Genomic DNA, 11,746 nt, shown 5'->3' on the forward strand with positions numbered 1-11,746 from the left:
AAGGAAAAGAATTAAGGCAAGACTTTGCTGAACGGGCCCCAATTGGGCTCACGCAAATCGCCACCTTGGCCAGACAAACGGGCTTTGATGCGGCCATCTAAGGTGGTGGTCATCAAGGCTTCGCGACCATCTTGGTGGGTCGCATACACAATCAAGCGGCTGTTGGGCGCGAAACTGGGGCGTTCGTCACGGTTGGTGTCGGTGATGGCGGCCACGTTGCCGCTGGCAATGTCCATCACATGTAGCTTGAAGGCACCGCCGATGCGCGAGATGTAGGTGAGCCAACGACCATCGGGACTGATGGCAGGTGAAATGTTGTAGGTGCCGTTGAACGTCACGCGGTTGGCTGGGCCACCCGACGCGGGCATGCGGTAAATCTGGGGCGCACCGCCACGGTCGCTCACAAAATAGATGGCCGAGCCATCGGGCGAGAACACGGGCTCGGTGTCAATACCAGCCGATTGCGTCAGACGGCGGGGTTCGCCGCCCTGGGCATCAATCAAAAACAACTGCGAGCCACCGTCGCGGCTCAAGGTCACAGCCAAGCTGCGGCCATCGGGCGACCAGCTGGGCGCGCTGTTGGAGCCACGGAAGTTGGCCACCACGCGGCGCTTGCCGGTCGACACGTCGTGCACATACACCACGGGCTTGCGGGATTCAAACGACACATAAGCCAATTGACCACCCGAAGGCGACCAGCTGGGCGAAATGATGGGTTCGGGGCTGGCCAAAGCTGATTGGGCGTTTTCGCCGTCCGAGTCTGCCACCCACAGGTTGAAACGCGTGCCTGATTTGGTCACGTAAGCGATGCGTGTGGAAAACACACCTTTGTCGCCGGTGAGTTTTTCGTACACAAAGTCAGCAATGCGGTGGGAGGCCAAGCGCAAATCGCCGGTCACCACGGTGTAGCTCATGGCGCCCAGGTCTTGGCCGCGCACGGTGTCCCACAAACGCACACGCACATCAAAGCGACCATCGGCCATGCGGCTGATGCTGCCTGTCAACAGCGCGTCTGCGCCCTTTTGGCGCATGGCGCTGATGTCGGGACGTTGGGTTTCGTCGGTCACCACGCCAGCGCTGACGCCGCGGAACTGGCCGCTGCGCTCAAGGTCGGCCTGCACGATGGCCGAAATCTTTTGGGGCGATGCTTCTTCACCGCGCAAAGGGGCAAAGGCAATCGGCACTTGGGTCAAGCCCACGCCCGACACTTCCACACGGAACTGCGCCCACGTTGGCAAGGCCAACAAGCCGGCGGTCAAAAGCCCAAGTGCGAAGCGAAAAAGGTGACGTGTCATAGTGAGAGGGGTAGCCAAACGAATCAACTGATTTTAGTGGCGAACGAGTGGCGATAATGCCTTGTATTGCGTTTCTTGCCACTCTAAGAATTTATGACCACCACCGCCCCATCAACCCCGTCTGACTCCTTGTACCAAAGGCTCAAACGCGTGGCCCCGTGGTTTGCAGGTCATCCTGGCGCGCTGGTGTTGGGCATTGTGGGCATTTTTGTAGGCGCCGCCACCGAGCCCGCCATTCCGGCCATGATGAAACCCCTGCTGGACAGCGGTTTTGACCGTGGCACCTTAGAGCTGTGGAAGATTCCCCTCGTTTTGCTGTTGTTGTTTGGTGTGCGCGGCTTTGCGGGTTTTATTGCGGCCTATTGCCTGGCCCGTGTGACCAACTATTCGATGGAAAAGTTGCGCCAACGCTTGTTTGAGAAGCTTTTGCGCGCCGATTCCAAGCTGTTTGCCACCCAGCACACCAGCGGCTTGACCAACACCATGGTTTATGAGGTGAACAACGGCGCTTCGCTGCTGGTGACCACCATGCTGGCATTTGCCAAAGATTTGGTCACCCTGCTCGCCTTGCTCGGCTACTTGTTGGTGCTCAATTGGAAGCTCACCCTGATTGTGTTTGCCATCTTTCCCCCCATTGCTTGGGTGGTGAAAAACCTGTCGCGCCGCCTCGACAACGTGACCCGCGCCAGCCAAGACGCCACTGACGAGCTGGCTTATGTGGTGGAAGAAAACGTGCTGGCCTACCGCATGGTGCGCTTGCACAACGCACAAAGCAGCCAAACCCACAAGTTCGGCACCTCCAACCAAAAACTGCGCCAACTGGCTTTGAAAGCCGTTGTCGCCAACTCGGTGATGACCCCGCTCATCCAAATGTTTGCCGCCTTGGCGCTGTCCGCCGTCATCATGGTGGCGCTGTACCAAAGCACGGGCGATGGCGCAACCCAAGGCGTGACCGTGGGCAGTTTTGCCGCCTTCATCACCGGCATGTTGATGCTGATTTCGCCCATCAAACACCTGTCTGAAGTGGCGGGCACGCTCACACGCGGCGTCACCTCATTGGAGCGCGGCTTGAACTTGCTAGAACTCGCCCCTGACGAAACCCAAGGCACACACACCAGCGACCACGCCCAAGGCGAAATTTGCTTTGACCACGTCACGTTGCAATACCCGTCTGCCACCGCACCTGCCCTCAACAGCGTGAGCCTGACCATCCACCCCGGCCAAACTGTGGCCTTGGTCGGTCCATCCGGCTCTGGCAAAACCACCTTGGCCAACCTGTTGCCGCGCTTCCTTGACCCCACCACGGGCCAAGTGCGCTTAGACGGTGTGCCGCTCAAAGACTGGTCGCTGGCCAGCTTGCGCGGCCAAGTGGCCTATGTGAGCCAAGACGTGGTCATGTTCAACGACACCGTGGCCCAAAACATCGCCTTGGGCGAAACCGTGGACACCGCCCGTGTGTGGAGCGCCCTAGAAGCCGCCAACCTCGGTGACTTTGTGCGCAGTCTGCCGAGCCAAGAAAACACGCTGGTCGGCCACAACGCCACCCAGCTCTCAGGCGGCCAGCGTCAGCGCTTGGCCATCGCCCGCGCCATCTACAAAGACGCGCCCATCCTGATCTTGGACGAAGCCACATCGGCTTTGGACACCACCTCTGAGCAAGCCGTCAAAGACGCGCTGAATGTGCTCATGCAAGGCCGCACCTCGTTGGTCATTGCCCACCGCCTGTCCACCATCGAGCATGCCGACCTGATCGTGGTCATGCAAGCGGGCAGCATTGTGGAGACCGGCAAGCACAGCCAACTCATGGCCCAAGGCGGCGCGTATGCCGCGCTGTACCACGTGGCTGCGCAAAGCACTGACAACCATTTCTCTGACTCACAAAGCATCTGAGCACCCTATGAGCCAAGCATCCATCAGCGGTTTCACCTTCATTCGCAACGGCGTGGAGCTGGGCTTCCCGTTTGAAGCCTCCATTCGCTCGCTCCTGCCTTTGGTCGACGAGTTTGTGGTGGTGGTCGGCAAAAGCAACGACGACACCTTGGCGCGTATTCACGCCATCGGCTCACCCAAAATTCGCGTGATTGAAACCATCTGGAACGAACGCATGGCCGACCGCGGCTTTGTGTACGCCCAGCAAAAAATGATCGCGCAATTCGCCTGCACGGGCGACTGGGCGTTTTACCTGGAGGGCGACGAGGTGGTGCACGAGGCCGAACTGGCCAACATCCGCGCCAGCGTGGACCAGCACCACCACAACCCCGCGGTGGAAGCCCTGGTGTTTGACTACTTCCACTTCTACGGCACGCCCGACTTCGTGGCCAATAGCCCCGCCTGGTACCGCCGCGAGTGCCGCCTGATTCGCAACACCATCCGCTCGTATGCGCCAGATGGCCAATATTGGCTCATCACGGCCGACCACAAAAAAGGCCGCAACCCGCAGGCCGCCTTGGCCAATGCGCATATCTACCACTACGGCTGGGTGCGCAGCAACGAAGCGATGCAAAAGAAGCTGGACCAAGTGAGCAAGTTTTGGTCGCACGGCGCACCCACCATTCGCTACAGCCAGTTTGACGCGCAGGTGTTGCAGCCGTTCACGGGCACGCACCCTGAGTTGGTGAAGCCTTGGTTGGAAAGCTCGGCAGAAAAGAGCTTCACGATTGACCCCGATTACAAGCTGACCAAGCGTGAGAAGCGTCACCGTTGGTTGATGAAGCTTGAGAAGGCGTTTGGGCTGGACTTCAGCCGCAAGCACTTCAAGCTCGTGGCTTAAAGCAACACAATGTCGTACTGCTCCTGCGACATAGAGCCTTCCGCCTGCAACGAAATAGGCTTGCCAATGAAGTCGCTCAAGCCAGCCAAGTGCTGGCTTTCTTCATCGAGCAACACATCAATCACATCGGGCGAGGCAATCACGCGGAACTCGCGCGGGTTGAACTGACGGGCCTCGCGCAAAATTTCGCGCAAGATGTCATACGTCACCGTGCGTGCGGTTTTCACGCTGCCTTTGCCGTCACACACGGGGCATGGCTCACACAGCATGTGGGCCAGCGATTCGCGGGTGCGCTTGCGGGTCATCTCCACCAAACCCAAGGCCGAATAGCCGCTCACCATCGTCTTCACGCGGTCGCGGGCCAGTTGTTTGCGGAACTCGGCCAAGACGGCCTCGCGGTGGTCCTCACGCGTCATGTCGATGAAGTCGGCAATCACGATGCCACCTAGGTTGCGCAAGCGCAGTTGGCGCGCAATCGCGCCCGCCGCTTCTAGGTTGGTTTTGAAAATGGTTTCGTCGAAGTTGCGCGCGCCCACAAAGCCGCCCGTATTCACGTCCACCGTGGTCAAGGCCTCGGTTTGGTCCACGATGAGGTAGCCGCCAGACTTCAGTTCTACACGCCGGCCTAGGGCTTTGCCAACTTCTTCGTCGATGTTGAACAAATCGAAAATCGGGCGCTCGCCTTTGTAGAGCTGCAGCTTGTCCACCGCGCTGGGCATGAACTCTTGGCCAAAGGTTTTGAGTTTTGCAAATTGTTCAGACGAATCAATGCGGATGGTTTGCGTCATCTCGCTCACCAAATCGCGCAGCACGCGTTGCAGCAAGCTCAGGTCTTGGTGCAAGAGGGATTTGGGTGGCAAGCGGGTGGAGGCTTCTTTGATGCGCGCCCAGGTTTTGCGCAGGTAAGTAATGTCTTCGCCCAGCTCAGCATCGCTGGCGTCTTCGCCGTTGGTGCGCAAGATGAAGCCACCGGTTTTACCGTCGGCTGCAGCGGCTTCGGCCAAGCCTTGCAAGCGTTTGCGCAAGGCTTCGCGTTGTTCAAACGGGATTTTTTGCGACACGCCAATGTGTTGGTCTTGCGGCAAGAACACCAGCAAACGTCCTGCAATGCTGATTTGCGAGGACAAGCGTGCGCCTTTGGTGCCAATCGGGTCTTTGATGACTTGCACCAACAGGGATTGACCTTCAAACACTTGCTTTTCAATGGGTACCACAGGGGCTGGCTCGCCCTTGTCGTTATCTGCATGGCGTGCGGCCACGCTGCTCATCAAGTCGGCCACATGCAAAAACGCGGCACGCTCTAAGCCAATGTCGATGAAAGCCGACTGCATGCCCGGCAACACACGCGCCACTTTGCCCAAATACACATTGCCCACCAAGCCACGTTCTAGCGTGCGCTCGACGTGCAGCTCTTGCACCGCGCCGGTTTCCACAATGGCCACACGGGTTTCTTGGGGCGACCAGTTGATGAGAATGTCTTGTTGCATGTGCAAATCCGGCTTAAACCTTGAATCCAAACGCGCGCAACAGCTGCGCGGTTTCAAACATCGGCAAGCCCATGATGCCAGAGTAGCTGCCTCTGATGTGCTCGATGTACGCCGCCGCCCTGCCCTGCACCGCATAGGCACCGGCTTTGCCCATGGGCTCGCCGCTGGCGACGTAGGTTTGAATTTGTGCGCGCGTCAAAGGCGCGAAACGCACGTTGGACACACTGAGCGCTTGTTCGGTTTTGAGCGGTTTGCCCGATTTAGACAACGTGCCCATGGCCACCGAAGTCAACACACGGTGTGTTTGGCCGCTTAAAGCGCCGAGGATTTGTGCGGCATGTTTGGCGTCATCGGGTTTGCCCAAAATGGTTTTACCCAAAGCCACGGTGGTGTCGCTGCACAGCACAGGCGCAGCAGGCAAGCCACGGTGCTTCATGCGGGCCAAGGCGGCTTCAAGCTTGAGCAAGGTCACGCGTTGCACATAGGCGCGTGGCGCTTCGTTGGGTAACACTACCTCTAGCGCTTCGGCGTCTTCGCTGTCGTCAGCCAGCAGCAACTCATAGCGCACGCCCAGTTGTTCTAGCAGTTGGCGGCGACGCGGGCTTTGTGAGGCGAGGTAAACGAATTTGGATTCAGACATAGATGGCCTTAGAGGGCTCACTCGCGGTGATAAGGGTGATTGGCGTTGATAGACCAAGCGCGGTAGAGCTGCTCCACCAACAACACGCGCACCATGGCGTGCGGCAGGGTCAGGTCTGAAATGCGGATGCGCTCGTGCGCTTGTTTTTTGAACTCGGGGCACAGGCCATCGGGCCCGCCAATGACCAAGGCCACATCGTCGGCTTCGAGCTGCCAGTGCTTGAGCTTGGCGGCCAAGGCCACGGTGGTCAGGTTGGTGCCTCGCTCATCCAAAGCCACGATGCGACAGCCGCGCGGAATGGCGGCCTCGATGCGCTCACGCTCGGCGGCGTAAATGGTGTCTAGGGTTTTAGAGCTGCGCGGCTCGGTTTTGACGGCCTTGAGCTCGACCTTCAGCTCAGATGGAAACCGCTTGGCGTAATCGTCCCAAGCGGTTTGTGCCCAGTCGGGCACACGTTGGCCGACTGCGACGACCCACAGCCTCATGCGTTGCGGGCAGTGGTCTTTTTAGCAGCTGGAGGACGCTTGCCCACTGGCTTACCAGCCGTGGTCGAAGCGCTACGCGCTGCGGCTTTGGCGGTTGACTTGGCACCCTTGAGGCCCACCGTCTTCACTGGCAACTTGGCTGGCGCTGCTGTCTTTTTGGCGGCTGTCGTTTTGGCCGGTGCGCTCTTAGCAGACGCTGTTTTAGCAGCCGTCGTTTTAGCGGGCGCTGCTTTGACTGGGCCGCGTGTGGAGTTGCTGCGTGTTGCAGGCTTGGCTGAGCCCGTGCGCTCATCGGCACCACCGCGTGTGGATGAACTACGAGCTGCACCGCGTGCAGCAGGCTTCTTGTCACCGGCCGCAGTTTTCTTAGCTGCGGGCTTTTTGCCAGCCGACTTCTTCGCGGGTGCTTCTTCAGGTTCAGCCGCTTTGACAGGTTTTGGCGCACCAAACTTCAAGCGCACAGGCTTCTCGCCCCAGATTTCTTCGAGGTTGTAGTAGCTGCGGATAGTGGGCTGCATGACGTGCACGACTACAGGACCGCAATCCACGATGATCCACTCGCCGTTGTCTTCGCCTTCGATGCGAGGCTTGCCAAAACCACCTTCGCGCACTTTGTCGCGCACGCTGGCGGCCAAGGCTTTGGTTTGACGGTTGGATGTACCCGACGCCACGATGACGCGCTCAAACAGCGAGGACAAGTGCTCGGTGTCAAACACCACGAGGTCTTGGGCTTTGACGTCCTCCAGCGCATCCACGACGGTGCGTTGCAGTTTTTGGACATCTTTTTTGGCGGAGGTTTCGGTCATCTGTTTTATCGGTAAAGGCTGTGTTTTTCAATGTAGTGCTGCACAGCGGCAGGCAACCACGCGTGCATCTTGGGGTCTGCATGTGTGCCTTGGGCAACGTGCGCACGAATTTCGGTGGCACTCACATTCAGGCTTGGCATGTCCAAGCGTAGTACGTCGGGGGATACCGCATTGTGCCACTGACTGGCCATGCCGCCCTGCCCGTCTAACGGCCGCTGAGCCACCACGACGGTGGCAAGGCCCAAAATTTCTTGCCAACGGTGCCAGGTTTTGAAGGCATTCGCTTGGTCTGCGCCAATGAACAGGTACAAATCGGCTTCGGGTTGCTCGACTTTCAGCTCCTGCAGCGTATCAAAGGTGTAGCTTGCGCCTTGACGGTCGATCTCACGCGGGTCCACCACGGCTTGCGGCACCTCGGCAAAGGCCAAACGTGTCATGGCCAGACGATGCGGCGACGCCGTGAGCGTGCGGGTTTTGTGCCACGCATCGCCCGTGGGGATGATGCGCAACTCGTTCAAATGAAACTGCGCAATCGCGTGCTTGGCCAGCGCAAGGTGCGCGATGTGCGGCGGGTCAAACGAACCACCAAAAATGCCTAGGCGCTTAGGGTGTTGCGTCACTTCAGCCAATCACGCGGCACTAAAAAGTCATGCAGCAAGGCATGTTCTGGCGTGCCCGCTTCGGGCTGGTGCTGGTACGACCAGCTCACCAACGGCGGCATGGACAACAAAATAGATTCGGTGCGCCCACCCGACTGCAAGCCAAAGTGCGTGCCACGGTCCCACACGAGGTTGAACTCGACATAGCGGCCACGGCGGTACAACTGGTGGTTGCGCTCGCGCTCGCCATACGGCGTGTTCACACGGCGGTCCACGATGGGCAAATACGATTCCAAGAAAGCATCACCCACGCTCTTGAGCATGTCAAAACTACGCTCAAAGCCCAGCTCAGCGAAGTCGTCAAAGAAGATGCCGCCGATGCCGCGCTGCTCGTTGCGGTGCTTGTTGCAGAAGTAGTCGTCGCACCAGGTTTTAAAGCGTGGGTACAAGTCGTCACCAAACGGTTGCAGCGCATCGTGACACACCTGATGGAAATGTTTGGCGTCTTCGGCATAGCCGTAATAAGGCGTGAGGTCCATGCCGCCACCAAACCAAGCCACGGTTTTGCCGTTGGCGGGGGTGGCTGCAATCATGCGCACGTTCATGTGCACGGTGGGCACATAGGGATTGCGGGGGTGAAACACCAAGGACACACCCATGGCTTCAAACGGTGCACCTGCCAGCTCTGGGCGGTGCTGTGTGGCTGAGGGCGGCAGCTTGGGGCCGCGCACATGCGAAAAGCCGCAGCCTGCACGCTCAAACACGGAGCCGTTTTCTAAGATTTGTGTGATGCCGTTGCCCTGCAACTGCTCGCCCGGGCCCTTTTCCCACTTGTCCACCAAGAACTTGGCTTGGCCGTCTTTGGCTTCAATCGCGCTGGTGATGCGGCTTTGCAGGCCAATGAGGTAGTCGCGCGCGGCGGCTACAACGTGTTCGTGGGTTTGGGTGGTCATCGTGTGCTTAATTCAAAGAGGTTGCGTTTGGTGCTTGGGCCGCTGGCGAGGTGCGCGGCGGCAACGGACGAATAGGCGCAGCTTGGTTGACATGAAAGCCCTGGACGCCTTCATACACCTTGGCCATTTGGGCGTAGTCGGCTTGTACGTCGCCCGTCAAACGCATGAAGTCGGTCACTTTGGCCAGTTTCTTGCCGTAATCAATGTGCAGCATGCACAAAGGCACATCTGCCCCCAAAGCCAGTTGGTAAAAGCCACTGCGCCAGCCATCGGTGAGCTTGCGGGTGCCTTCGGGCGACAAACCAATCCAGAGTATTTCGTCGTTTTGCTTGTGTCGCTTTAGAGAATCCACCATTTCGCCCACCACGCCTTTGGGAGACGAGCGGTCAATCGGCACAGCACCAATGAAACGAATCCAGCGACCAAATAACGGAATGCGAAACAAACTCTCTTTGGCAAAAAACTGCACGGGCAAGCCCACCGCCCACTTAACCGGCATCATGGTGATGAAGTCCCAGTTGCTGGTGTGGGGGTAGCCGATCAGCACGCCTTGTTTGGCGGGCAGTCCGTCAAACTCGATCTTCCAACCCATCAGCTTGACCAACCATGCGGCCCACGCTTGGGGCTTGCATTGAATCGGAATGGACGGAGAAAACTCTGCGCTCATTTCAGCAATGCTTATCGCGCGATCGCGCGGTAGCCAATGTCGGTGCGGTATTGCACGCCATCAAAGTGAATGCCCTTGATGGTGTCGTACGCCTGCTGTTGCGCCAGCTTCAAGGTGCCGCCCAAAGCCGTCACGCACAACACGCGGCCACCGCTGGTGACCACTTGGCCGTCTTTCATTTGCGTGCCAGCGTGGAACACCACCACATCGTCGGTGTCTTGCGGCAAGCCGGTGATGGCGTCGCCCTTGCGTGGGTTCATGGGGTAGCCGTGCGCGGCCAGCACCACGCCAATGGCGGTGCGACGGTCCCACTCCAGCTCAAAGTCGTCAAAACGGGCTTCGGCGTTGGTGGCTGTGGCAGCCAACAGCACATCGACCAAATCGGTTTTCAAGCGCGCCATGATGGGCTGGGTTTCGGGGTCGCCCATGCGGCAGTTGAATTCAAGGGTTTTGACTTGGCCTTGTGGGTCAATCATCAAGCCCGCGTACAAGAAGCCGGTGAACGGGATGCCATCTTTTTCCATACCCTTGATGGTGGGCAAGATGATTTCGCGCATGGCGCGGGCATGCACCTCGGGCGTGACCACGGGGGCTGGCGAGTACGCACCCATGCCGCCGGTGTTGGGGCCAAGGTCTGCATCCAGCAAGCGCTTGTGGTCTTGGCTGGTGGCCAAAGGCAACACGGTTTTGCCATCGCACATGACGATGAAGCTGGCCTCTTCGCCTTGCAAAAACTCTTCGATGACAACCCTTGCGCCACCCTCGTTGTGGCTCACACCCAGTTTGTTGTCGAGCAACATGAAGTCAATCGCTTCGTGGGCCTCGGCGGCGGTCATCGCCACCACCACGCCCTTGCCTGCGGCCAAGCCATCGGCCTTCACCACAATGGGGGCGCCTTTGGCGTTCACGTAGTCGTGTGCGGCCTGTGCGTCGGTGAAAGTTTCGTATTCCGCAGTGGGAATGTTGTGGCGCTTCATGAACGCTTTGCTGAAGGCTTTAGAGCTTTCCAGCTGCGCTGCGGCCTTGGTGGGGCCAAAAATGCGCATATCGTGGGCGCGGAACTCGTCCACCACACCCGCAGCCAAAGGTGTCTCAGGGCCGACCACGGTCAGCTCCACACCATTGCTTTGCGCAAACTCGCGCAGGGCTTTGACATCGGTGATGTCGATGTTGTCCAAGCGCTTGTCACGTGCTGTGCCGCCGTTGCCGGGGGCCACGAACACTTTTTGCACCTTGTTGGATTGAGCAATCTTCCACGCCAACGCGTGCTCGCGGCCACCGCCGCCAATAACTAATACGTTCATAGTGCTGCGTTGTGATAGACCTCTTGCACATCGTCAAGGTCTTCTAGCGCGTCCAAAAGTTTTTGCATCTTCGCAGCATCATCACCCTCGAGTTCGATGGTGTTGTCTGCACGGTAAGTCACCTCGGCCACTTCGGGCTTGAGGCCCGCAGCTTCCAAAGCGTTTTTGACAGCCTCAAAGCTGGCAGGTGGCGTCAGCACTTCAATCGCGCCGTCGTCATCGGTGATCACATCGTCCGCGCCCGCTTCGAGCGCAATTTCCATGATTTGGTCTTCATTGCTACCCGGCGCAAAAATCAACTGGCCGCAATGTTTGAACTGAAACGCCACCGAACCCTCGGTGCCCATGTTGCCGCCGTTTTTGCTGAAGGCAAAGCGCACTTCAGCCACGGTGCGCACGCGGTTGTCGGTCATGGTGTCCACGATGATGGCAGCGCCGCCCACACCGTAGCCTTCGTAACGAATCTCTTCGTACACCACACCGTCGAGGTTGCCCGTGGCTTTGTCCACGTTGCGTTTGATGTTGTCGGCCGGCATGTTGGCGGCCTTGGCTTTTTCAATGGCCAAGCGCAAACGGGGGTTCAGGCTCAAGTCGCCGCCACCCAAGCGCGCCGACACAATGATTTCACGCGTGATGCGTGTCCAAATCTTGCCGCGCTTTTCGTCTTGACGCCCTTTGCGGTGTTGAATATTTGCCCATTTACTGTGGCCAGCCATCAGAAATCCTCTTGAATTGAATTA

At 58.6% G+C, this 11,746-nt stretch carries 12 protein-coding genes; 2 read left to right on the forward strand and 10 right to left on the reverse strand.

Annotated elements, in window-relative coordinates; translation table 11 throughout:
- Positions 1 to 11 precede the first annotated feature (11 nt).
- Positions 12 to 1,295 carry a Tol-Pal system beta propeller repeat protein TolB gene (tolB, locus tag B9Z44_RS00065; RefSeq protein WP_108401361.1) on the reverse strand — a complete coding sequence of 428 codons (1,284 nt, stop codon included), beginning with the start codon at positions 1,293 to 1,295 and terminating at the stop codon, positions 12 to 14.
- Positions 1,296 to 1,388: 93 nt separating this feature from the next.
- On the opposite strand from tolB, the gene msbA reads away from it, so the two are divergent.
- Together msbA and B9Z44_RS00075 are read left to right on the forward strand one after the other, a co-directional pair.
- The gene (gene msbA / locus B9Z44_RS00070) at positions 1,389 to 3,185 is read left to right on the forward strand and encodes a lipid A export permease/ATP-binding protein MsbA (protein WP_108401362.1); all 1,797 of its coding nucleotides are present in this window, start codon (positions 1,389 to 1,391) and stop codon (positions 3,183 to 3,185) included.
- A gap of 7 nt (positions 3,186 to 3,192) precedes the next feature.
- Positions 3,193 to 4,065: a glycosyltransferase family protein gene (locus tag B9Z44_RS00075; protein ID WP_108401363.1), complete on the forward strand. Its 873-nt coding sequence runs from the start codon at positions 3,193 to 3,195 to the stop codon at positions 4,063 to 4,065.
- Here B9Z44_RS00075 and rng read toward each other — a convergent pair.
- From rng to B9Z44_RS00120, 9 genes are read right to left on the reverse strand one after another with little or no spacing between them, the layout of a single operon-like run.
- A complete protein-coding gene (gene rng / locus B9Z44_RS00080) occupies positions 4,062 to 5,552 on the reverse strand; it encodes a ribonuclease G (RefSeq protein ID WP_108401364.1) in 1,491 nt (496 codons plus the stop codon). The two genes, B9Z44_RS00075 and rng, sit on opposite strands and share 4 nt — an antisense overlap.
- Positions 5,553 to 5,565: 13 nt before the next feature.
- Complete coding sequence (locus B9Z44_RS00085; protein ID WP_108401365.1) at positions 5,566 to 6,192, reverse strand: Maf family protein; 627 nt, start codon at positions 6,190 to 6,192, stop codon at positions 5,566 to 5,568.
- 17 nt (positions 6,193 to 6,209) lie between these two features.
- Positions 6,210 to 6,677 carry a 23S rRNA (pseudouridine(1915)-N(3))-methyltransferase RlmH gene (rlmH, locus tag B9Z44_RS00090; protein ID WP_108401366.1) on the reverse strand — a complete coding sequence of 156 codons (468 nt, stop codon included), beginning with the start codon at positions 6,675 to 6,677 and terminating at the stop codon, positions 6,210 to 6,212.
- Positions 6,674 to 7,483 (reverse strand): ribosome silencing factor, encoded by an 810-nt coding sequence (gene rsfS / locus B9Z44_RS00095; RefSeq protein ID WP_108401367.1) that lies wholly within the window; start codon positions 7,481 to 7,483, stop codon positions 6,674 to 6,676. The genes rlmH and rsfS overlap by 4 nt, the downstream gene beginning before the upstream one ends.
- A gap of 5 nt (positions 7,484 to 7,488) precedes the next feature.
- The gene (gene nadD / locus B9Z44_RS00100) at positions 7,489 to 8,103 is read right to left on the reverse strand and encodes a nicotinate (nicotinamide) nucleotide adenylyltransferase (RefSeq protein ID WP_108402746.1); all 615 of its coding nucleotides are present in this window, start codon (positions 8,101 to 8,103) and stop codon (positions 7,489 to 7,491) included.
- Positions 8,100 to 9,035: an oxygen-dependent coproporphyrinogen oxidase gene (hemF, locus tag B9Z44_RS00105; protein ID WP_108358680.1), complete on the reverse strand. Its 936-nt coding sequence runs from the start codon at positions 9,033 to 9,035 to the stop codon at positions 8,100 to 8,102. The genes nadD and hemF overlap by 4 nt, the downstream gene beginning before the upstream one ends.
- Positions 9,036 to 9,042: 7 nt before the next feature.
- Entirely contained in the window at positions 9,043 to 9,702 is a 660-nt protein-coding gene (locus tag B9Z44_RS00110) for a 1-acyl-sn-glycerol-3-phosphate acyltransferase (protein WP_108401368.1), read from the reverse strand.
- An 11-nt stretch (positions 9,703 to 9,713) separates the two neighbouring features.
- Positions 9,714 to 11,006, reverse strand: a complete 1,293-nt coding sequence (gene purD / locus B9Z44_RS00115; protein ID WP_108401369.1) for a phosphoribosylamine--glycine ligase — start codon at positions 11,004 to 11,006, stop codon at positions 9,714 to 9,716.
- Positions 11,003 to 11,722: a YebC/PmpR family DNA-binding transcriptional regulator gene (locus tag B9Z44_RS00120; RefSeq protein WP_108401370.1), complete on the reverse strand. Its 720-nt coding sequence runs from the start codon at positions 11,720 to 11,722 to the stop codon at positions 11,003 to 11,005. The genes purD and B9Z44_RS00120 overlap by 4 nt, the downstream gene beginning before the upstream one ends.
- Positions 11,723 to 11,746: the final 24 nt, after the last annotated feature.

Source organism: Limnohabitans curvus (genome assembly GCF_003063475.1).
Classification (GTDB): domain Bacteria; phylum Pseudomonadota; class Gammaproteobacteria; order Burkholderiales; family Burkholderiaceae_C; genus Limnohabitans; species Limnohabitans curvus.